This window comes from Providencia sp. PROV223 (assembly GCF_028479245.1).
Taxonomy (GTDB): Bacteria; Pseudomonadota; Gammaproteobacteria; order Enterobacterales; family Enterobacteriaceae; genus Providencia; species Providencia rettgeri.
Genome location: NZ_JAMPNG010000004.1, coordinates 213,010 through 235,535, shown reverse-complemented (window position 1 = coordinate 235,535; position 22,526 = coordinate 213,010). Strand labels below are relative to the sequence as shown.

At 40.8% G+C, this 22,526-nt stretch carries 24 protein-coding genes and 1 other annotated feature; of the genes, 18 read left to right on the top strand and 6 right to left on the bottom strand.

Going from position 1 to position 22,526, the window contains the following annotated elements:
* Positions 1-51: 51 nt before the first annotated feature.
* From artP to PR767_RS07365, 5 genes are all read left to right on the top strand, one after another.
* On the top strand, positions 52-780 hold the full coding sequence (artP, locus tag PR767_RS07385) for an arginine ABC transporter ATP-binding protein ArtP (protein ID WP_004256404.1): 729 nt from the start codon (positions 52-54) through the stop codon (positions 778-780).
* Between the two features lie 18 nt (positions 781-798).
* A complete protein-coding gene (artJ, locus tag PR767_RS07380; RefSeq protein WP_004256405.1) occupies positions 799-1,542 on the top strand; it encodes an arginine ABC transporter substrate-binding protein in 744 nt (247 codons plus the stop codon).
* Between the two features lie 12 nt (positions 1,543-1,554).
* Complete coding sequence (gene artQ / locus PR767_RS07375; RefSeq protein ID WP_272520072.1) at positions 1,555-2,295, top strand: arginine ABC transporter permease ArtQ; 741 nt, start codon at positions 1,555-1,557, stop codon at positions 2,293-2,295.
* Positions 2,292-2,960 carry an arginine ABC transporter permease ArtM gene (gene artM / locus PR767_RS07370; RefSeq protein ID WP_004909376.1) on the top strand — a complete coding sequence of 223 codons (669 nt, stop codon included), beginning with the start codon at positions 2,292-2,294 and terminating at the stop codon, positions 2,958-2,960. The genes artQ and artM overlap by 4 nt, the downstream gene beginning before the upstream one ends.
* Positions 2,961-3,107: 147 nt before the next feature.
* A complete protein-coding gene (locus PR767_RS07365) occupies positions 3,108-4,283 on the top strand; it encodes a hypothetical protein (protein WP_272520071.1) in 1,176 nt (391 codons plus the stop codon).
* A gap of 66 nt (positions 4,284-4,349) precedes the next feature.
* Here the strand turns inward: PR767_RS07365 and rlmC are convergent, their stop codons facing one another.
* From rlmC to PR767_RS07350, 3 genes are all read right to left on the bottom strand, one after another.
* Entirely contained in the window at positions 4,350-5,483 is a 1,134-nt protein-coding gene (gene rlmC / locus PR767_RS07360; RefSeq protein WP_117162161.1) for a 23S rRNA (uracil(747)-C(5))-methyltransferase RlmC, read from the bottom strand.
* 9 nt (positions 5,484-5,492) lie between these two features.
* On the bottom strand, positions 5,493-6,008 hold the full coding sequence (locus PR767_RS07355; protein ID WP_004909366.1) for a YbjN domain-containing protein: 516 nt from the start codon (positions 6,006-6,008) through the stop codon (positions 5,493-5,495).
* Between the two features lie 139 nt (positions 6,009-6,147).
* Positions 6,148-6,474, bottom strand: coding sequence for a YbjC family protein (locus PR767_RS07350; RefSeq protein WP_272520070.1), 327 nt, complete (start codon positions 6,472-6,474; stop codon positions 6,148-6,150).
* A 160-nt stretch (positions 6,475-6,634) separates the two neighbouring features.
* On the opposite strand from PR767_RS07350, the gene PR767_RS07345 reads away from it, so the two are divergent.
* The gene (locus PR767_RS07345; protein WP_004909359.1) at positions 6,635-6,898 is read left to right on the top strand and encodes a GrxA family glutaredoxin; all 264 of its coding nucleotides are present in this window, start codon (positions 6,635-6,637) and stop codon (positions 6,896-6,898) included.
* A gap of 247 nt (positions 6,899-7,145) precedes the next feature.
* On the opposite strand, the gene PR767_RS07340 is transcribed toward PR767_RS07345, so the two are convergent.
* Complete coding sequence (locus PR767_RS07340) at positions 7,146-7,574, bottom strand: secondary thiamine-phosphate synthase enzyme YjbQ (protein WP_117162162.1); 429 nt, start codon at positions 7,572-7,574, stop codon at positions 7,146-7,148.
* Positions 7,575-7,774: 200 nt separating this feature from the next.
* Between PR767_RS07340 and ybjG the strand changes: the two genes are divergently transcribed.
* The 3 genes from ybjG (at position 7,775) to PR767_RS07325 (ending at position 11,994) form a co-directional block, all read left to right on the top strand.
* Positions 7,775-8,383 carry an undecaprenyl-diphosphate phosphatase gene (gene ybjG / locus PR767_RS07335; protein WP_109911010.1) on the top strand — a complete coding sequence of 203 codons (609 nt, stop codon included), beginning with the start codon at positions 7,775-7,777 and terminating at the stop codon, positions 8,381-8,383.
* 851 nt (positions 8,384-9,234) lie between these two features.
* Positions 9,235-10,551 (top strand): serine/threonine transporter, encoded by a 1,317-nt coding sequence (locus PR767_RS07330; protein WP_004909352.1) that lies wholly within the window; start codon positions 9,235-9,237, stop codon positions 10,549-10,551.
* Between the two features lie 75 nt (positions 10,552-10,626).
* Positions 10,627-11,994 (top strand): L-serine ammonia-lyase, encoded by a 1,368-nt coding sequence (locus PR767_RS07325; RefSeq protein WP_267748176.1) that lies wholly within the window; start codon positions 10,627-10,629, stop codon positions 11,992-11,994.
* 80 nt (positions 11,995-12,074) lie between these two features.
* Here PR767_RS07325 and PR767_RS07320 read toward each other — a convergent pair whose 3' ends face one another.
* Positions 12,075-13,280, bottom strand: coding sequence for a serine hydrolase (locus tag PR767_RS07320; RefSeq protein ID WP_109911008.1), 1,206 nt, complete (start codon positions 13,278-13,280; stop codon positions 12,075-12,077).
* A 218-nt stretch (positions 13,281-13,498) separates the two neighbouring features.
* On the opposite strand from PR767_RS07320, the gene PR767_RS07315 reads away from it, so the two are divergent.
* Positions 13,499-14,122, top strand: a complete 624-nt coding sequence (locus tag PR767_RS07315) for a glutathione S-transferase family protein (protein ID WP_272520069.1) — start codon at positions 13,499-13,501, stop codon at positions 14,120-14,122.
* On the opposite strand, the gene PR767_RS07310 is transcribed toward PR767_RS07315, so the two are convergent.
* Entirely contained in the window at positions 14,123-14,950 is an 828-nt protein-coding gene (locus PR767_RS07310) for an SDR family oxidoreductase (protein ID WP_109911006.1), read from the bottom strand.
* Between the two features lie 268 nt (positions 14,951-15,218).
* Positions 15,219-15,346, top strand: a sequence feature (His leader region).
* Positions 15,347-15,399: 53 nt separating this feature from the next.
* On the opposite strand from PR767_RS07310, the gene hisG reads away from it, so the two are divergent.
* The 8 genes from hisG to hisIE are packed head-to-tail and all read left to right on the top strand — an operon-like array spanning position 15,400 to position 22,476.
* On the top strand, positions 15,400-16,299 hold the full coding sequence (hisG, locus tag PR767_RS07305) for an ATP phosphoribosyltransferase (RefSeq protein WP_109911005.1): 900 nt from the start codon (positions 15,400-15,402) through the stop codon (positions 16,297-16,299).
* 6 nt (positions 16,300-16,305) lie between these two features.
* Complete coding sequence (gene hisD / locus PR767_RS07300; RefSeq protein ID WP_196718695.1) at positions 16,306-17,622, top strand: histidinol dehydrogenase; 1,317 nt, start codon at positions 16,306-16,308, stop codon at positions 17,620-17,622.
* 3 nt (positions 17,623-17,625) lie between these two features.
* Positions 17,626-18,696, top strand: coding sequence for a histidinol-phosphate transaminase (gene hisC / locus PR767_RS07295; protein WP_272520068.1), 1,071 nt, complete (start codon positions 17,626-17,628; stop codon positions 18,694-18,696).
* 13 nt (positions 18,697-18,709) lie between these two features.
* Positions 18,710-19,777: a bifunctional histidinol-phosphatase/imidazoleglycerol-phosphate dehydratase HisB gene (gene hisB / locus PR767_RS07290; protein WP_004909334.1), complete on the top strand. Its 1,068-nt coding sequence runs from the start codon at positions 18,710-18,712 to the stop codon at positions 19,775-19,777.
* Positions 19,777-20,370 carry an imidazole glycerol phosphate synthase subunit HisH gene (gene hisH, locus PR767_RS07285; RefSeq protein WP_004909333.1) on the top strand — a complete coding sequence of 198 codons (594 nt, stop codon included), beginning with the start codon at positions 19,777-19,779 and terminating at the stop codon, positions 20,368-20,370. The genes hisB and hisH overlap by 1 nt, the downstream gene beginning before the upstream one ends.
* A 5-nt stretch (positions 20,371-20,375) precedes the next feature.
* Positions 20,376-21,113, top strand: coding sequence for a 1-(5-phosphoribosyl)-5-[(5-phosphoribosylamino)methylideneamino]imidazole-4-carboxamide isomerase (gene hisA / locus PR767_RS07280; RefSeq protein WP_109911003.1), 738 nt, complete (start codon positions 20,376-20,378; stop codon positions 21,111-21,113).
* Positions 21,095-21,871 carry an imidazole glycerol phosphate synthase subunit HisF gene (gene hisF, locus PR767_RS07275; protein WP_004909328.1) on the top strand — a complete coding sequence of 259 codons (777 nt, stop codon included), beginning with the start codon at positions 21,095-21,097 and terminating at the stop codon, positions 21,869-21,871. The genes hisA and hisF overlap by 19 nt, the downstream gene beginning before the upstream one ends.
* Complete coding sequence (gene hisIE / locus PR767_RS07270) at positions 21,865-22,476, top strand: bifunctional phosphoribosyl-AMP cyclohydrolase/phosphoribosyl-ATP diphosphatase HisIE (protein WP_004909325.1); 612 nt, start codon at positions 21,865-21,867, stop codon at positions 22,474-22,476. The genes hisF and hisIE overlap by 7 nt, the downstream gene beginning before the upstream one ends.
* The last annotated feature ends 50 nt before the right edge of the window (positions 22,477-22,526 follow it).

The following is a 22,526-nucleotide window of genomic DNA, read 5'->3' as shown; positions in this document are numbered from 1 at the left end:
TGCTCGTAGGATTAATATCGCAGGTAGTGAAATAAGATATTATTGGTACACATGAGCATTCAATTAAAAAACATCAACTGTTTCTATGGTTCCCATCAGGCACTCTTTGATATCAATCTAGAGTGTTCTGCTGGTGAGACTATGGTATTACTCGGGCCAAGCGGAGCAGGTAAAAGCTCGTTGTTGCGTGTCCTCAATTTATTAGAAATGCCACGTTCAGGCCACTTAAATATTGTGGGTCAGCAATTTGACTTTTCTTCTGCTCCAGATGCGAAAGCGATTCGTGAGCTGCGTCAAAATGTGGGAATGGTATTTCAACAATATAACCTATGGCCTCATTTGAGCGTTATGGACAACTTAATTGAAGCACCGTGCCGCGTGTTAAAATTGTCCAAGCAAGAAGCGCAAGCAAAAGCCTCTAAGTTATTAGAGCGCTTACGGTTGTCTCAATTTGCTGATCGCTACCCCTTACATTTATCGGGTGGGCAACAACAGCGTGTTGCGATTGCTAGAGCATTGATGATGGAACCAAAAGTTTTATTATTTGATGAACCAACCGCTGCACTTGACCCAGAAATTACCGCACAAGTTGTTGATATTATTCGAGAACTTTCTGCAACTGGAATTACGCAAGTCATCGTTACTCACGAAGTGGAAATTGCTCGCAAAACCGCTAGCCGTGTAGTGTATATGGAAAATGGCCATATAGTAGAACAAGGGGATGCAAGCCATTTCACTGCACCTCAAACAGAAGCATTTGCAAATTATCTGTCACATTAATAGATATAGGATTAAGCAATGAAAAAAATTATATTAGCTGCACTACTGGGCGCTGTAACCCTATCTGCAACTGCTGCGGAAAAAGAAACCATCCGTTTTGCAACAGAAGCGACTTACGCACCTTTTGAAATGTTCGATAAGAATAACCAAATCGTTGGCTTTGACGTTGATTTAGCCAATGCCATGTGTGAAAAAATGAATGCAACTTGCACATTTACTCACCAATCTTTCGACAGCTTAATCCCTAGCTTAAAATTCCGTCGCTTTGAAGCATTAATGGCAGGTATCGATATTACCCCTGAGCGCCAACAGCAAGTGGATTTCACTGAGACTTACTACCCTAACTCAGCAGAGTTTATTGCTGTGAAAGAAAAAATCAGCTCAGTAGACCAATTAAAAGATAAAAAAATTGGTGTTCAAAACGGAACCACTCACCAAAAATATATCATGGAACAACATAAAGGTATGACAACCGTTCCTTATGATAACTACCAATCTGCTATTTTAGACCTGCAAAATGGCCGTATCGATGCCGTCTTCGGTGATACCGCTGTTGCTGACGAGTGGTTAAAAGCTAAAGGTAACGAAAACTTAGCCGCTGTAGGTGAAAAAGTGACTGATCCACAATATTTCGGTATTGGTTTAGGCATTGCAGTGCGTAAAGGAAATAAAGAGCTGTTGGATAAAATGAATAAAGCCTTAGCTGAAGTTAAAGCAGACGGCACTTATGATGCTATCCACAAAAAATGGTTTCAACAGTAATTGATATAATTAATGAGCAACTTTCTATTTTTAACAAGTGCCGCCGGTATCACCGTCGGCCTTGCTGTTTCTGCACTGGTTTTGGGGCTGATCCTCGCCATGTTATTTACTGCGTGGGAGTCCGTCCGTTTTAAACCTATTGCCTTTTTAGGGACTTGCTGGGTTACTTTGATCCGCGGTCTGCCTGAATTATTGGTCGTGTTGTTTGTTTATTTCGGTACATTACAACTGATCAATTTGTTTGGTGATGGGTTCGATATAAACCTCGGTTTTTGGCAAACCACTATCCAAATTGACCCCAGCATTTTCTTTGCTGATAGCGGTGAATTTGATTACACCCCATTTGTCTGTGGTGTCATTGCCCTCGCCTTGTTGTATGCATCTTATGCATCACAAACATTAAGAGGGGCTTTAAAAGCAGTACCTTATGGTCAGTGGGAAGCTGGTTTTGCATTAGGTTTAAACAAACGCACTATTTTCTTTCGGTTCATTATGCCGCAAATGTGGCGCCATGCGCTTCCTGGCTTAGGTAACCAATGGCTTGTATTATTAAAAGATACTGCGTTAGTTTCACTCATCAGTGTTAATGATTTAATGCTACAAACAAAAACAATCGTCAATAGAACTCACGAACCTTTCACATGGTACACCATTGTAGGGTTGATTTACCTTGCCATTACGTTAGTCAGCCAAGTTATTTTAAAACGTATTGAATTGCGTACGACTCGCTTTGAGCGAGGTGAATCAAAATGATGGATTTAATTTTAGATATTCTTCCCGGGCTACCAACCAGCTTATCACTGACATTTAGTGCTCTTATTGTAGCTTTTATCTTAGCGATATTATTTACTTTAATTCTTTCACTTAAAACCCCCGTGGTTTCTCAAGCAGTTAAAGTCTATATCACGCTTTTCACTGGTACGCCTTTATTGGTGCAGTTCTTCTTAATTTATAATGGTCCAAGCCAGTTTAAATCACTGCAGAATTACCCAATGCTATGGGAGTTTATCTCAACCCCTTGGGTATGCGCCATGATAGCATTGGCACTAAATAGTGCAGCGTATTCTACTTTGTTATTCCACGGTGCAGTTAAAGCTATTCCGTCAGGCCAATGGCAATCGTGCCAAGCCCTCGGGATGAGCAAAATGCAAACCATGCGTATTATTTTGCCTTATGCCTTTAAGCGTTCGTTATCGTCTTATTCCAATGAAGTTGTCCTGATTTTCAAAAGTACTTCACTTGCCAGTACGATTACAATGCTAGATGTTATGGGTTACAGCCAACTGATCTTTGGTCAAAGCTGGAATGTGATGGCGTTTGTTGCTGCGGGAATTATTTATTTAGTGGTCAATGCAATTTTGACCGTTCTAATGCGTTTAATTGAACGCAAAGCGCTGGAATTTGAGCACAGAGGCTAGTCCTTCTTTCTCGCCGACAAGTAAAAAAAGCTTGGTATTATGCCAAGCTTTTTTTTAATAAGATTCATTGATTTTTGAAAGAGCATTAAAGTTACAAATGCCATAATTCAGGTTATTACATAAATAAAATCAATAATTGAGGTAACTATGCCTGATATTAAATTTGACATTCCTTTTAATCAAAATAAGTTAATTACCTATTTTAAAAATGACAAAAAAAACATAATAAGTAACAAACTATCTCTTGTAAAGAATACATCAAATATAACTAATGGCCTTTGTTATGGATTGTCCTCTGCTTATCTTTGTAATGAAAACAAGAATCAAGGTGATAAATTAATAAAAACCATAGCTTCACAATTAAAAAAATGCAATCAAGATAAAGCATCAAACAAATTTAAGTTACTTAGTACAAAAACAGAGGAATACAATTATAATACATCGACATTGAACACTCATTTAGCTAATATTTTAAACATTCAAATAAATTGCTCACGCGCATATAATTTCAATTACATCTCATACAATTTAGATTCAATTATTGGTGATACAGTATCCCCAAAGCTCTCTCTAGATAAAAAGATAAGCTACCTAAATACTAAGGAAGAAACTAAACCCTTAATAATTGGCAACGGAAAAAACAACAACTTATATAACATACTGTTTTTTCTTAATGAAAGAAAAGATGTAATTAATGATAAAATATTATTTTCAAAAGAGAATCATGAAGTTTTAAAACTAGTGAATTTATACTACAATCTGTTAAAAACAGAAAATATTGAATTCTATCCTAAATCAGATTTAAATATAGATATCCTTCATAAAATAAAAAATGACATAGAATTAAGTGAAACTGAAATAATAGATTTTTTAAAAAGCTCATTTAAATTTTTAGCTAAAAATGAAATGTATAAAAACACGTCTAAAAAATTAAACTTTGGTTTAGTAAACTGTAAAGAACGAAAAATCAATGACGATGAAAATTTAATTTTCGATAATGACCTTTCATCCATTCAGGAACTTAAGGACAGAATAAAAAGCATAATAAACAATGAACATGTTTTTTATTCATTAATTATTTATGATAATCACTGCATGGCTATTTCGATTAAACGCAACTCAAAAAACTCCGATTATATCTATAAATTCTTTGATTCTAATAAAGGGATAAAAAAATATAAAACTCAAGAATCTTTTTTTGATGATATTGAAGAGCTACTCTCCAATCATAGTTCAGATAAAACTCTAATCAAAACACTGGATTTTCCAGTTGAAATAATCTCAATGGAATCACTTAAGAATTCAAGTTATAATATTTTATAAAATAACTAGAATAAATTTTGAAAATAGAGCATAAAAATATCGAACTATAAGCTGTTCAAATAGGCTTTACTGTTCGATTCGCTTTAACAACGTCAGCACTTCAAAGTGTGCTGTATGAGGAAATAAGTCGAATAACTGGACTTTACAGACTTGATAGCCAGCCAACAGTTGTAAATCTTGCGCCATGGTTTGTGCATTACAGCTAGAATACAAAATATATTCAGGCTGCATATGCGTAAGGTAATCGCATAATTCCTTACCGATCCCTCGACGTGGCGGATTAACTAAAATAAGCTGAGGGATATCCTGATTCGCCGTGGCAAAACGCGTTGAATCAAGGGCTTTAAACTCAACATGCTTTAATCCAAGTTCATCCGCGGATTGCTGTGCGCTGGCAATCGCTGGCGCACTAATTTCTATCCCTGTTAAGCGAGTGTCTTTTTCAGCACAGTGCAACCCAAAGCCGCCCACCCCACAAAACAGATCCCACAAGCTATCGATATCTAACGCTTTAACCCATTCCCTCGCGGTTTGGTATAATTTTGCAGCCACTATAGGATTCGTTTGGAAAAAACCTTGTGGCCGAATAAATAAAGGGACTTGATTAAACTCTTCACGAAGTGTGCGCTGCTCCGTTAAGAAAATCTCATCCTCACCTTCAAGTATTGCCATATGCACGGGTTGAATATTGGCGGTGATCACCGCAAGCAGTGGCAACTGTTCTTGTAGCCATGGCAGTGCCTTTTTTAACTGCTCAATTTTTTTCTCTGAGCGCAACACAAACCGCAGCATAAATTTCCCAGTATGATGACTTTGAGTCAATAATAGGTATTTTAACTCACCACGTTTGCGTTCAATGTTATAAGGCGTCAGCCCTGCCCTTGCAATAAAAGGAATAATGGCACTAAACACATCAGAAAAGGCATCTGGATACAACGGGCAGTCCGTTAAATCTACACCTTGCCCATCTCGCCCAACAATACCTAAAATTGGCTTCTCAACACTACCACTAACGACCATTTTAGCTTTATTGCGAAAAGCCGTTTGCGGCCCTGTAACTGGAGGCTGAAATAGGGAGGTATCAATAGCAGGTAAAAGAGCCTGTAGTTGGCTCTGCTTTTCAATAATTTGCTGTTCAGGAGTTAGTGTCAGCCATTGGCATGAATGGCATTGCCCAGTGGCATACTTTTCACAATGCATAACAAAGACTTAGTGGAGTATTATCGAAGGTTTGTCGTCAAGAGAATGCTCAGAGTCTTCATCAGAATTGTCATCGTCTTCACTGAAATCATCTTGATTCGCATACAGCAAGTTATTGCTAAAAATTTCAAATACAATAGCTGAAATTTGTTCTTCTGCTTGCTGTAAAAAATGACCGAATTGACGATACGTCATTCCTGCTGCTAATGAAAATGATTGGCTAACAATCAATTTAGGCAAGTTTTCATTATTTATTTCAAGGAAAACTTTTGCCGTTAATGAGCTGGCATTAATTTGGCTGATATTCGCCACTAACGTCACAATCGCTGTCGGTTTGAGCTCAGCTAATGCAGACAACACCAAAACATTATTTAAAATATCGAGCTTCGCATCAAAAATACCGTCAATATTTTGCATATGAGGTAAATGTAATGCAGAGCAGGAATCACACTCGAAATAAGAGGTTTTGAGTTGGTCTAGCCATTCACGTAACTTAGTGATGTCAGGGTAACAAATAGAATCCATGGGCAGTAACCTTCTTCAACTCAAAATAGTCGTGCAATATTGATTTGTTAGGGTTTTGGCACATTTTCCCCCTAACGAAAAAACGAATAATTCTCACATATTGTAGGCCGAAACACCAGTAAAACCGCGTTTAATCTGCTTATTCATCGAGTTTATTATCTGTAGAGTCTGACTTTTTAGAAGCTTTCTTTTCTGGTTGTTTATTATCTATCCCCAAAAAACTCAGGCCATGAATTGCCCGCCAGACAATATTGATCATTGCAGGCACCAAACAACCAATACCGACCATAATAATGCTGACGATCGCTCCTGACTGCATTAAAGGCTCCGGCAGAGTGATATAGTCATTTAATGCCAACAACACAATGATAAGCAGAATGATCCCGACACCTTCTAACACGATAATGGGCTTTGGCATATCCGCCAATGAACGCATCGTCCCTTTAGACTGAGGTTTATTACTCATTCTTCTTCTCCTCTCATTATTGTGTCTCTTCCTCAAACTGAGGATTATATGCCATACCTATAGGTATAACAGGAAAATTCGACTTTTATTTCATAATTTATGTAGGCATAGTATTGAGCATTGTAATTAGAATCTGAGTTCAAGATAAAAAGGAGATACTATGTATACTGTTATTTTTGGTCGTCCTGGCTGCCCATACTGCGTTCGTGCAAAAGAACTCGCTGAAAAACTGAAAAATGAACGTGAAGATTTTGACTACCGCTATGTTGATATTCAAGCAGAAGGTATTTCTAAAGAAGATTTATCTAAAACTGTCGGCAAACCTGTTGAAACCGTTCCACAAATTTTCATTGATGAGCAACACATTGGTGGGTACACAGATTTTGAAGCTTACGCAAAAGAAAATTTAAATCTTTACAAATAGTTAGCCATACCTGTTTTTCATCTCAACAAGCAAAGTTGTTCACTTATTTATCGGTGCTGACACTTTGCTTGTTCTTTTTGTGCTATTTAAGCCAAATTTAATAAAAATATTGCACTTTTTTTCATCTAAGTGAGAACTTTCTTTTTTAGACGGAGTCTTAATTAATGCCACTGCTTTTCTTTGATGTCCCCATATTGAGGAGCCCGATAGCCAACTTTTTGTTTTCCTGCTATCGGGTTTTTTGTTTTTAACGGCTGAGTTCACCCTGTAATGTAATGATTAACCTACGTTTTCCACCATAATTTCGGTGCTCACATAAATAAATCCCCTGCCACATCCCCAAGTTTAAACGCCCTTTAGTAATCGGAATAGTCAAACTTGCACCCAATAAACTGCTTTTTAGGTGAGCTGGCATATCATCACTTCCTTCATAATCATGTTTATAATAAGGCTCATTTTCAGGAACGGCCTGATTAAAAAAACTTTCGAAGTCTTCTCTGACAGTGTAATCCGCATTTTCATTTATCGTTAAAGATGCCGATGTATGTTGAATAAAAATATTGGCTAAACCAACATTGATTAAGCTAAGTTCGGGAAGTTGCTTGAAAATTTCTTCTGTCACTAAATGAAATCCTCTTGCTTTTGCGCTAAGTTGTATCTCTTTTTGCCACCACATCACTTTTTCTTCCTTTTACTTTTCTATGTCTGTTACTGCACTAAATAATTATTGAGTAATAGTTAAACCGCAAGTAAATTTGTCGCACAAAGCTTTCAATAATAAGACAAAGGGACTTTACCTGCGAGGTAAGACACTTTAACCTCCTCTCTTTATGTATCTACCCTGTCTTACTCACTATTTGCCCGAGGTACTGAACTGTGCTGGAACAACTGAATCTTGATCTTTTCAATTTGATCAATGCCACACCCGAGACCGCAAGTGGAACCATTGCTGTAGCTAACGTGATTGCTAAGCGCTTAATCCTCTTATTTCCACTTTTTACGGTTGCCTGTTGGTTTTGGGGCGCCCAGCCAAATATGACTCGCCAACGTGCCTTTGCCTGTAAAGCCGCTATTGCTATCGTCATTGGTTTAACTATCTCATGGTTAATTGGTTATTTTGCTCCACATGACCGCCCATTTGTCATGGGGATTGGCACCAATTTTTCTGAGCATAAAGCCACACCTTCCTTCCCGAGTAATCATGGCACAATTGTGTTTACATTCGCTTTCGCATTTCTTTTCTGGCTAAGAACTTGGGTAGGGCTTGTAATGATGATCCCTGCCATTGTTATTGCCTGGTCACGAATTTACCTCGGTGTTCATTGGCCTTTAGATATGGCTGGTGCTTTCATACTTGCAATGGTGGCATGCGGCTTAGCTCAAATTCTCTGGTCTCTTGGTGCGAATAAAATTCAATTACCTATCACGCAACTATATAGCTTTATTTTTGCTCCTCTTATTCGTAAAGGCTGGTTTCAGCCATAACAACGTATATTCAAATACTGGCATTAATTAATGCCAGTATTCTTCGCATTATAAAAATTGCGCTAAATCAAAGTTTCTGTTTATTTTCACTTTCATCATTAAAACTTTTTTGAAGTTATCAATAAAATTATTAAAACAATTAATTAACAAATATTTCGTTACCTTTTTCAATTATTTTTTTCGTTGCGAAAAAAGTGACAAAAATAGGTCTGAGAAAAACGTAAAATAATTAATGTATAGTTCTATTCTCTCCAGTTTTTAAACTAATTAATCACGCAATAAACCAATCAGCAAATAAAAAATATCCCGTTGTTTTTCATATAAATACAAAAATACACAGCCTAGAAAATCGTACTACCATTACAGTACAGTTCAATATTCACATTGATATAGATGATATTTTAGCCAGCTACATTTCGATCATTAATATAATAATATTTTTCTAACAGAATATTATTCTGCTCATATTCCAGCAAAGCAAAACTTATTTACTCAGTATTTAATTGCTAACAAAAATAAACTTAACACAAATTTATTTAACAATTTTATAAAATGTGATTATTTTGCGCAATTTTGGGGGATATTTCTCTTTTGAGATAATGATCACGGCATTTTATTCTGGTAAAATATAAATTCACACACTCAAAATCCACTGTTAAAATTAAATGATAAAAATACAAAACTGATTGAAAATCAATTTACCGTAAATTTTAGTTTTATTTCCAATCAGATTGTTACGCAAAAGAAAACAATTGTTATTGAGTAATTGTTCGTACCTAAAGATTAAAAGTTCGTAACGCAATTGCCGTTACGCTAAATGATTTTTTTGACTTATATTTTCGGAGACTATTATGGATGCAACAAAAGTTGGTTCCATCGACAAAACAGCCTCGCAAACAGTAACGAGTAATGCTTGGCGCAAAACTGACACAGTATGGATGCTGGGTTTATATGGTACAGCTATCGGTGCTGGGGTGCTGTTTTTGCCAATCAACGCAGGTATGAGTGGTTTATTACCTGTTTTACTGATGCTGGTATTAGCCTTCCCAATGACATTTTTTGCTCACCGTGGGTTAACACGCTTCGTTCTCTCTGGTTCAAAACCTGACGGTGATATTACTGAAGTCGTCGAGGAACACTTTGGTCGCACAGCAGGTAACTGGATCACCCTACTCTACTTCTTTGCTATTTACCCTATTCTTCTTGTTTATGGTGTTTCCATCACTAATAACGTCAATAAATTCTTAACCGAATTATTGGGCGTTGGCGCACCGCCACGCTGGTTACTTGCCTTAATCCTTGTCGGCGGAGTCATGGCGATTGTGGCATTCGGTGAAAAATACATCGTCAAAGTCATGAGTATGTTAGTGTTTCCATTTATCGCCGTACTGGTTGCATTCTCACTGTATATGATCCCACACTGGTCTGGCGATGTACTAAATACCTTAACTTGGGAAGGTATCACTGAGGCAACAAAAAATACGGGTGGGCAAAGCATTTGGGTCACTATTTGGCTGACAATCCCTGTGATGGTATTCGCATTTAACCACTCACCAATTATTTCTGCTTTCTCTGTGGCAAAACGTGAAGAATACGGTGATGCCGCTGAACAAAAATGCTCACGGATCCTTGCCTCCGCACACATTTTGATGGTGCTGACCGTCATGTTCTTCGTGATCAGCTGTGTATTTACCTTATCTTCAGCGGATCTCGCACAAGCTAAAGCACAAAATATTAGTATCCTTGACTACTTGTCTGGCTATTTTGACCAGCCATTCATCAAATATGCTGCTGCAATCATTGCATTTATCGCAATTATTAAATCTTTCCTCGGCCACTATTTAGGTGCTCGTGAAGGTTTCAATGGCTTAGTTGAACGTGCTTACCGTGCAAAAGGTAAAACCATTGATGTTCGCAAGTTAAACCGCGGTACTGCAATTTTCATGTTAGTCACCACTTGGCTAGTGGCAACATTAAACCCGGGTGTATTGGATATTATTGAAAGCCTCGGTGGCCCAGTTATCGCTATCTTACTGTTCTTAATGCCAATGTATGCAATTAGCAAAGTACCTGCGATGCGTAAATACTCAGGTAAAATCAGTAATGTATTTATCGTAATTATGGGTCTGGTCGCTATCTCTGCGGCAACATATAAGTTATTCTTCTAATTGAAGCCACTAGGTAGCGACCAGTAATGGAAGCTACCTAATTTCAATGACTTTCTACAAAAGGAAGCACTGAATATGATTAGTGTATTTGATATCTTCAAAATTGGTATCGGCCCTTCAAGCTCCCATACTGTCGGCCCAATGAAAGCAGGCAAACAGTTTGTTGACGACCTTATCCAGCAAGAATTACTCACTCGCACGACACGAATTTCAGTAGACGTCTATGGCTCACTCTCTTTGACGGGTAAAGGCCATGCAACGGATATGGCGATTATTATGGGCCTTGCAGGTAACTTACCAGACACCATTGATATTGACGCTATTCCTACTTTTATGCGTAACGTAGAGCAAACTGAAAGGCTCTCCCTTGCACACGGGCAACATGAGGTTGATTTCCCTACTGAAGGTGGCATGAATTTTCATACTACCAACCTACCTCTCCATGAAAATGGAATGAGTATTACGGCATTCAGTGGTGATGATGTTATTTACAGCAAAAATTACTATTCTATCGGTGGCGGTTTTATCGTCGATGAAGAGCACTTTGGCCAGTCTGATGAAAGTGCAGTGCAAGTCCCTTACCCATTTAAATATGCGGCCGACCTGCAAAAACATTGTAAAGACACAGGCTTATCACTTTCCGCACTCGTGATGCAGAATGAATTAGCATTACGTAGTAAAGAAGAAATCCAACAATATCTCTCGTCCGTCTGGGATGTCATGAAATCCGGTATTGAACGAGGGGTGACAACCGAAGGTTTACTACCCGGACCATTACGTGTACCGCGCCGAGCAGCCGCATTACGCCGTCAACTCGTGACAACGGATAACACCAATATGGACCCAATGGCCGTCATAGATTGGATCAATATGTATGCGCTTGCCGTTAACGAAGAAAATGCAGCGGGTGGTCGTGTTGTCACGGCACCAACTAATGGTGCATGTGGCATCATTCCTGCGGTATTAGCTTATTATGATAAATTTATTCGCCCTGTGAATGAAAATTCCTATACCCGTTATTTTCTAGTTTCCGGTGTCATTGGTGCATTATATAAAATGAATGCGTCAATTTCCGGTGCCGAAGTGGGTTGCCAAGGAGAAGTGGGTGTTGCTTGTTCGATGGCCGCCGCGGGACTCGCCGAATTAATGGGCGGTAGCCCTGAGCAAGTGTGTATCGCAGCAGAAATTGCCATGGAGCATAACTTAGGTCTCACCTGTGACCCTGTTGGAGGGCAAGTTCAAGTACCTTGTATTGAACGTAACGCCATCGCTTCCGTTAAAGCCGTGAATGCGGCACGCATGGCACTACGTCGCGTCAGTGACCCACGTGTTTGCCTCGATAAAGTCATTGAAACCATGTATGAAACTGGTAAAGATATTAACGCTAAGTATCGTGAAACGTCTCAAGGCGGCTTAGCGATTAAATTGGCTCACTGCGAATAGTATTGTTTATCTATCATCTCTATAAAAATGCCTGTATTAACAGGCATTTTTTTGTTCACATCATTTTCACTCAATCATTATTAACCGAAAATGGCACTCCACCAGCCACTAATGGTTTTCATGATATAATCCCAAATACGCCCAAAGAACCCCGCTTCTTCAACCGCATTTTTTGCGACTAAAGGGTGCTGTTCGACAACTTCATCATTAAGAATAAAGTTAATCGTTCCCACTGTTTGGTTCTTAGCAAGAGGCGCTTCAAGTGAATCGTTGGTGAGTTGAATATCCACTTTTAAGTTTTGCAATTGCCCTTTAGGAATAGTAATAGAAACATCATCGGCAACACCTAAATCAACTTCTGAAGTATCACCAAACCAGACACGCTGCTTTTTCAGTGTGGCATCAGCTTTAATTGGCGTGACAGTTTCAAAGAAACGGAAACCCCATGTCAGTAATTTTTCGCTTTCAGAAAAACGCACTCGGTCACTTGGTGCCCCCAACACAACTGAAATTAAACGCATATCACCTTCTGTTGCAGAGGCGACTAGATTATGACCTGCACCACTCGTGTGCCCAGTTTTTACACCATCCACCTTTAAATTTTGGTTCCATAACAAACGATTACGGTTTGGTTGACGAATTTTATTAAAGGTAAATTCCTTTTCCTTGTGCAGTGCGTATTCATCCGGTACATCACGGATCATCGCTTGGGTTAACAATGCCATATCCCGTGCCGTGCTGTATTGCCCTTCAGAATCGAGACCATGAACCGTTTTAAAGTGAGTATTTTTCAAACCAATCTTTTGCACGTATTGATTCATTAAGCTCACAAATGAGTCTTGGCTACCAGCAACATAATCAGCAAGCGCGATACTGGCATCGTTTCCTGACTGGATCACAATCCCTTTATTTAAATCTAATACAGAAACGCGGTCTTTTGGCTTCAAAAACATCAAAGAAGAGCCTTTCAAAACAGGATTACCCGTCGCCCATGCATCTTCCCCTACCGTGACCATGTCTTGTGGGGTAATTTTCCCTGCATTTACTGCCTGACCAATCACATAGCTGGTCATAATTTTGGTTAAACTTGCGGGGTCTAAGCGTTCATCTGGATTCCCAGAAGCTAAAATTTTACCGCTATTATAATCCATCAGAACAAATGCTTTTGCATCGACTTGAGGAGCAACCGGTGTCTGCGCCGCATAAGCACTGGTACTTACGACAACCAAAAGACTCAACCCAATACCTGCTCGGCGGGTTTTTAAAGATAATATTTTCTTACTCATCGGTTATTCCTTCACTTAATTCTACACATTTAAAATACGGTCATTGACTCAAGCGTCACTAAACGAGAACCCATCGCCGTGACAAAATTCGATAACTGGACCTAATATAAGACTTTAATTTCACAGAGGCCACCGCTAACAAATAAACATTTGCCTATGAGTGAATTTAATCTATCTTAACCATGGCCGATACCAAAAAATCAATTTAGGAGACTGCAATGTTAACTGTTTGGGGACGCGTCAACTCTTCCAATGTCAAAAAAGTACTTTGGTGCTTAGAAGAATTAAATATCGCTTACAATCAAAAAGATGTGGGTGGCCCATTTGGTGGGCTAGATACACCTGAATATATAAAAATGAATCCAAACAGCACTATTCCAACTCTACAGGATGATGACTTTACGCTGTGGGAATCAAATACGATTTTACGTTACCTTACGGAAAAATTTGATCATTCTCACTTATTACTTGCACAAGACTTACAAGAGAGAGCTGCCGCCGATAAATGGATGGATTGGAGTGGTGCTAATTTATTCGACCACATTAAGCAAATGATGAATAAAATTGTTCGTGTTCCTGAAGCGGATAGAGACCCAGAACAAGCTAAAATTATATATGGCAATATTAATCGATTACTCACAATTGCTGATAATGCATTAGCCAACCAAGCCTATTTCAGTGGTGATAAATTTGGTATCGCAGACATTGCTATCGCGCCACTATTTTACCCTTGGCATGAAATTGTAACTGAACGCCCTGAATTTAACAATTTGGAACGCTGGTATCAGCAGCTGACCACGCGTCCTGCGTTCCAAAAAATTGTCATGATCCCAATTAAGTAATCACAAGGTCATACTCATCAAACTTGGGTTTGGGTACTGGTATTCAAACTCAAGTTCTTGGCAAATTTTATTACCGTTAATGACTTTCCCCTCTAATGCATTCTCCTCTTCAATAAATTGTGGTGGAACTAAACCAATAGATTGAGCGGCATGAGTATAAAATTCAGCTCGTGTCGGGTGGATTGGCGCACAAAGGTTATAAATATGCCCTCCCTGTGGCTGCTGGAGCAATAATAAAATGGCGTCAATTACATCGTCTTGATGCACCATATTGACAGGCTGATTTGCCCCCTTCACTCCGGTTTTACCCGCTAAAAAACGCCCTGCATGTCGTTTTTCCCCGACTAATCCAGCTAATCTCAGAATATCTACCGATATGTTCGGTAATTGATGCAACCACTGTTCTGTCGCCACTAAAGCTTTAGCTGAATCCGTCACTCCATCCAATGGGCTATCTTCGGTCATTTCACCATTTTGCTCCCCATAAACCGCAGTAGATGACGTGAAAATAACTTTGGGTACCTGAAATGCTATTGCGCTATTCACCAGTGTTTCAATCGCTGCCATATAGTATTCGGTATTAATTTTAGAAGGGGGAAGCAAGATGACGATAGCATCGCTTTGCATCATCAATTGCGCTAAATCATCGTTATCACATTCAAGTTCAGGGGTTAATTTCAATGCATAACACTCAATTCCTACCGCTTGAGCGGCTTCAATACCATCTGGTGTTGTTTTAGTTCCAACCACATGAATGCCTTGGGACAATAAAGCTTGGGCAAGGGGCAACCCTACCCACCCTAACCCAATAATGGTGATTTTCTTCATTCGATAACTCCTCAATCGACCAACTGACTGAAATTAATCACAGAGTAGCTGAAAACCATAAAACTTCCGAACACAATTTCTGAGAGATTAATCACTATAAAAGCGCATCAACTAATTATTATTGGTTATTTTTTAAAAAAAGGTTGCATTCATAGGGGGAAATCGGATAGGTTGAATACCAATGAGTATTTAGTTAGCACAATGAATGTTTAGTCATTCACTTAAATAACAGAACGGAAGACATTATGAATCGTATTTCACGCAACCATCATCATCACCATCATCCTGACTAGTCTTTCGGGCGATGTGTGCTGGAAGGCGTTCAACGAATCTTCCGGTGGCTGAAATGCAAATTGAGAGAACCCTCGGAAGATAATCTTCCGAGGGTTTTTTTATTCTTGAACAAAGAGTTACTAAACAAAAAATTTTAAAGGGATAAGGGTAAAGTCATGTTGGATAAATCACGTTTACGTATTGCAATTCAAAAATCAGGTCGTCTGAGTGAAGAATCAAGAGAACTACTGGCTCGCTGCGGCATCAAAATCAACTTACAACAACAACGTTTGATTGCTTATGCAGAAAATATGCCTATTGATTTACTTCGTGTTCGTGATGACGATATTCCAGGACTGGTCATGGATGGCGTTGTTGATTTAGGGATCATTGGTGAAAACGTTCTTGAAGAAGAGTTATTAAACCGCCGCGCGCAAGGCGAAAACCCACAATACAAAACACTGCGCCGCCTCGATTTTGGTGGCTGTCGCTTGTCATTAGCGGCGCCATTGGACTTTAACTACACGGGTGCAGAATGCCTGAATGGTTCACGTGTTGCGACTTCTTATCCACACTTGTTAAAACGCTATTTCGACCAAAAAGGCATTCAGTTTAAATCATGTCTGTTAAATGGTTCGGTTGAAGTTGCCCCGCGTGCTGGGCTTGCGGATGCGATTTGTGACCTTGTTTCTACTGGCGCCACATTAGAAGCAAACGGCCTAAAAGAAGTGGAAGTCATTTACCGTTCGAAAGCATGTTTAATTCAACGTGACGGTGAAATGTCAGCTGATAAACAACAGCTTATCGACCGTATGATGACCCGTATCCAAGGTGTTATCCAAGCGCGCGAATCTAAATACATCATGTTACACGCGCCAAGTGAAACACTAGAAGAAATCATTGCCTTATTACCAGGTGCTGAACGCCCAACTATTTTACCATTAGCCGGTGACAACAACCGCGTTGCCATGCACATGGTCAGCTCAGAAACCTTGTTCTGGGAAACCATGGAAAAACTCAAGGCATTAGGGGCAAGCTCAATCCTTGTATTACCAATTGAAAAAATGATGGAGTAAGCCGCCATGAAAATGGGATTTAACCAACCTGTTCGCTGGTCGGCTTGTAATCAAGAGCAACAAAGTGCTTTACTGATGCGCCCCGCAATTGCGGCCTCTGGCAGCATTAGTACTGCGGTGAGCCAAATTATTGACCAAGTCCGTAACGAGGGCGACACCGCCCTCCAAGCACTAAGCCGTCGTTTCGATAAAACTGAAATCGACACAGTGCGAGTACCTGCAAATGCCGTTGACGCGGCAGAGGCTCGTCTTGGCGATGAAATCAAAACAGCAATGAAAACCGCCATTGGCAACATTCGTCGTTTTCACGAAGCCCAAAAACCCACTCCGATTACAGTGGAAACACAGGCAGGCGTAGTATGTCAACAGGTCACACGCCCAATAGATGCAGTCGGTTTATATATTCCGGGGGGTTCTGCTCCCTTGTTATCAACAGTCATGATGTTAGGAACTCCGGCGAATATCGCAGGCTGTCGCAAAATCATTTTGTGTTCTCCCCCACCTATTGCCGATGAAATTTTGTATGCAGCGAAACTGTGCGGCATCAGCGATATTTTCCAAGTAGGTGGCGCGCAAGCGATTGCAGCAATGGCATTTGGCACCCAAAGCATTCCTACGGTTGATAAAATATTTGGCCCCGGTAATGCCTATGTCACTGAGGCAAAACGCCAAGTGAGTCAAAGCCATGATGGAGCCGCCATTGATATGCCTGCGGGGCCTTCTGAAGTGTTAGTGATTGCGGATAGCGGAGCAAATCCAGCGTTCACCGCATCTGATTTACTATCACAAGCGGAACATGGCCCTGATTCACAAGTCATTTTATTAACTGACGATGAAAACTTTGCCCAGCGTGTGATTGAAGAAACAGAAACACAATTAGCGCAACTTTCTCGTGCCGAAATTGCCAGAGAAGCACTAAGTGCCAGCCGTGTCATTATTGCTGATTCGATCGCTCAATGCGTTGAAATTAGCAATCGCTATGGACCTGAGCACTTGATTTTACAAACACGCAATGCCGATGACCTAGTCGATTCTATCACTAGCGCAGGCTCCGTGTTTGTCGGAGACTGGTCACCCGAATCTGCAGGAGACTACGCTTCAGGCACCAATCACGTATTACCGACTTACGGCTATACTGCAACCTATTCAAGCCTTGGCCTCGCTGACTTTATGAAGCGAATGACGGTGCAAAAACTGTCGCAGCAAGGCTTATTAGGCTTAGCCAACACCATCGAAACTTTAGCGCAAGCAGAGCAACTCACCGCTCACAAAAATGCCGTTACCTTACGCGTTAACGAACTAAAAAAACAAAATCAGGAGTAAGTCATGAGCCAACCATTTAATGCCGCCAGTCTTGCACGTGAAAATGTTAAAACCATGACCCCTTATATGTCGGCGCGCCGCTTAGGCGGAAATGGAGATGTTTGGCTCAATGCCAACGAGTATCCTATTGCTCCTGATTATCAATTCAGTGAACGTAACCTGAACCGTTACCCTGAATGCCAACCTGTTGCCGTGATCAATAACTATGCGGCTTATGCGCAAATCACACCAGAACAAGTCCTGGTTTGCCGTGGGGCCGATGAGTCTATCGAATTATTGATCCGCGCATTTTGTGAGCCGGGTAAAGATGCGGTGATGTTCTGCCCACCAACCTATGGCATGTACAGCGTCAGTGCAGAAACCTTTGGCGTTGAACAAAAGAAAATCATGGCGTTGCCTGACTGGGCATTAAACGTTAACGCGATCCGTGAAAATTTATCTAATACCAAACTGATTTATATTTGCAGCCCAAATAACCCAACGGGCAATATCATCGATAATAAAGATTTGCGTGAAGTGCTAAATATGGCAGCAGGCCGCGCATTAGTCGTTGTCGATGAAGCTTATATTGAGTTCTGTCCACAATACAGTGTGGCAAGCTGGCTTGCACAATACCCCAATTTGGTGATTTTAAGAACCTTATCTAAAGCCTTTGCATTAGCCGGTTTACGCTGTGGCTTTACCTTAGCTTCTCCTGAAGTGATTGAGGTGCTATTAAAGGTTATCGCCCCTTATCCTTTATCAACCCCTGTTGCGATGATTGCCGCTCAAGCCCTTGAACCACAAGGTATTGAAACAATGAAAAGCCGTGTAATAACGGTAACCGAAAACCGTATTGCACTCAGTGAAGCTCTGCGCGACTTGTCTGTGGTTGAACATGTTTATCCGAGTGAAACTAACTATATTTTGGTGCGTTTCACCGATGGCAGTAAAGTCTTTAAAGCCCTGTGGGATCAAGGCATTATTTTACGTGACCAAAGCAAACAGCCGGGTCTCATTAATTGCCTGCGTATTACTGTCGGGACAGAAATTGAAAATACCCGTGTTATTGAAGCTATTACCGCACTTTGCTAATTAGGAATGACTCATGAGCCAGAAAATTTTATTTATCGACCGTGATGGAACATTAATTACCGAGCCGCCAACTGACTTCCAAGTTGATAGCTTAAGTAAACTCGCCTTTGAAAAAGCAGTCATTCCTAGCTTACTTGCCCTGCAAAAAGCCAATTATCGCTTAGTGATGATAACCAATCAAGACGGCTTAGGAACAGATAGCTTTCCGACCGCTGACTTTGAACCACCACACAACCTAATGATGCAAGTTTTTGAATCACAAGGCATAAAATTTGATGACGTGCTGATTTGCCCACATAAGCCTGAAGATAACTGCGCTTGCCGTAAACCTAAACTTCAGTTGGTTGAGCGCTATTTAGATAGCAACGTGCTAGACAGTGAAAATAGCTATGTGATTGGTGACCGCGAAACGGACATTCAACTCGCTAAAAATATGGGAATTAAAGGGTTACGTTATAACCCAATGGAACTAGACTGGGAAGCTATCACCACGCAGTTAACCAAACGCGACCGCCATGCGCTAGTCAAACGCGTGACAAAAGAAACTAATATCCAAGTCGAAGTGTGGCTAGACCAAGAAGGCGGCAGCAAAATTAGCACCGGTGTGGGTTTCTTTGACCACATGTTAGACCAAATCGCGACTCACGGCGGTTTCCGGTTAAACATTGAAGTCAATGGCGACTTATTTATTGATGACCACCACACTGTCGAAGACACGGGCCTTGCTTTAGGTGAAGCACTGAAAATCGCGCTTGGTGATAAACGCGGTATCGCACGTTTTGGTTTCGTTCTGCCAATGGACGAATGCCAAGCACGCTGTGCACTGGATATTTCAGGTCGCCCACACCTTGAATATAAAGCAGAATTCAAATACCAACGTGTCGGTGACTTAAGCACTGAAATGATTGAGCACTTCTTTAGCTCACTTTCCTATGCTATGGGTTGTACATTACACCTGAAAACCAAAGGGAAAAACGATCACCACAAAGCGGAAAGTTTATTTAAGGTCTTTGGCCGTACCTTGCGCCAAGCAATACGCGTTGAAGGGGATACGTTACCTAGCTCAAAAGGGGTTCTTTGATGAACGTTGTCATCCTTGATACTGGCTGTGCAAATTTAGCCTCCGTGGCTTATGCGGTGAAACGCCTAGGTTATGACCCTGTGGTGAGCCGGGATACCAATACCATTTTACAAGCCGACAAAGTCTTTTTACCGGGTGTCGGTACGGCTAGCGCGGCCATGGAAAAGCTCACTGAACGTGAATTAGTGCCGTTAATTAGAGCACTGACTCAACCCGTGTTAGGCATCTGTTTAGGTATGCAATTACTCGGTTCTTTCAGTGAAGAAGGTCAATCAACGGTGCCACTACTGGGGTTAATTGATAGCCCTGTACAAAAAATGGATGCCAATGGGCTTCCAGTTCCACATAGCGGCTGGAACCAAGTCAAAGCCCTAGCAGGGAACCCTTTGTTTAGGGATATCCCTGATAACGCCTATTTCTATTTTGTACACAGTTATTCGATGCCTATTTCCAGTAATACCATCGCACAAACTCAGTATGGCAACCCGTTTAGTAGCGCGGTGAATCGCGATAACTTCTACGGTGTCCAATTTCACCCAGAACGTTCTGGCACCGCAGGTTCACGCTTGATTCAAAACTTTTTGGAGATGTAATTACCATGATCATTCCCGCATTAGATTTAATCGATGGCACCGTAGTGCGATTGCACCAAGGGGATTACGCCAAGCAAACTGATTATGGCAATGACCCACTCCCCCGTTTGCAGCAATATGAAAAAGAAGGGGCAAAGCTCCTACACTTAGTGGATTTAACGGGCGCCAAAGATCCACAAAAACGCCAGATTCCACTGCTCAAAAAATTATTGGCTGGCGTGAATGTTCCAGTACAAGTTGGTGGGGGTATTCGTACCGAAGAAGATATTAAGGCCTTACTGGAAGCCGGAGCGGCTCGTGTTGTCATTGGCTCAACTGCGGTGACCAAACCTGAATTGGTTAAAACATGGTTTGAAACCTATGGTGGGGAAGCCATTGTACTTGCGTTAGATGTACGCATTAATGACAAAGGCGTAAAAGAAATCGCCATTAGCGGCTGGCAAGAAAATTCAAATTTAACATTAGAACAAGCCATTGAAATATATCGTCCTTATGGCTTAAAACATGTCCTTTGCACCGATATTTCCAAAGATGGCACCTTAGCGGGTTCTAATGTGAATTTATACCAAGAAGTAAGCCAAAAATTCCCCGACATTGCCTTCCAAGCATCAGGGGGCATTGGCAATTTAGATGATATTGCGGCTATCCCGCCATCTGGTGCGGCTGGCGTGATTGTGGGTCGCGCATTATTAGAAGGTAAATTCACCGTTGCGGAGGCAATCAAATGTTGGCAAAACGCATAATTCCTTGCTTAGACGTCCGTGATGGGCAAGTGGTTAAAGGTGTCCAATTTCGTAATCACGAAATTATCGGTGATATTGTTCCATTAGCACAGCGTTATGCCCAAGAAGGTGCAGACGAACTGGTATTTTATGATATTACCGCCTCTTCTGATGGTCGAGTGGTAGATAAAAGCTGGGTTGCCAAAGTCGCTGAAGTGATTGATATTCCTTTTTGTGTTGCAGGTGGAATTAAAAGTGTCGATGATGCTGCACAAATTCTGTCTTTTGGCGCTGACAAAATTTCCATTAACTCCCCAGCATTATCCGACCCTACATTAATCAGCCGCTTAGCGGAGCGTTTTGGCGTACAATGCATCGTTGTGGGTATTGATACTTGGTTCGATGAAAGTACGGGTGAATATCTCGTTTACCAATTTACCGGTGATGAAAAACGTACCACACAAACTACGTGGAAAACCCTTGATTGGGTAAAAGAAGTTCAACAACGTGGCGCGGGTGAAATTGTGTTAAATATGATGAACCAAGATGGTGTTCGTCAAGGGTATGACCTACAGCAACTAAAAAAAGTTCGCGAAGTATGCCAAGTGCCATTGATTGCCTCAGGTGGTGCAGGCGAAAAAGTACATTTCCTTGATGCCTTCACTGACGCAGGCGTTGATGGTGCTTTAGCCGCTTCTGTATTTCATAAACAAATTATTAATATCGGTGACTTAAAACAATACCTAGCCGAAAATGGAGTTCAAATTAGAGTATGTTAACCACAGAACAATCTAGCCAGCTAGCATGGCAAAAAGTCGATAACCTAATGCCTGTTATCGTGCAACACGCTGTTTCAGGTGATGTGCTAATGCTTGGGTATATGAACCCAGAAGCATTACAAGTCACTTTAGATAGCCGTAAAGTCACCTTTTTCTCTCGCACAAAACAACGTTTGTGGACGAAAGGCGAAACCTCTAATAATTTTTTAAATTTAGTGGATATTTACCCAGATTGTGACAGTGATACGCTGCTAGCTCTCGCACTGCCAGATGGCCCAACTTGCCATAACGGTACACAAAGCTGCTTCGCACCAGCACAAAGCGACTGGGGCTTTTTATTTGAGTTAGAAACGTTACTAAAAGAACGCAAAACTGCCTCTCCTGAAAGCTCCTATACCGCACGTTTATACGCTAGCGGGACTAAACGCATTGCGCAAAAAGTCGGTGAAGAAGGTGTTGAAACTGCATTGGCAGCCACCGTGAATGACCGCGCAGAATTGACCAATGAAGCCGCTGATTTGATGTACCACTTATTAGTCTTACTACAAGACCAAGAGCTGGATTTAAGCACAATAATCAAACGGTTAAAAGAGCGTCATCAGTAAACAACAGGCTGCCAGTCTCACTGGCAGCTTTATCATAGATGCAAGATGTG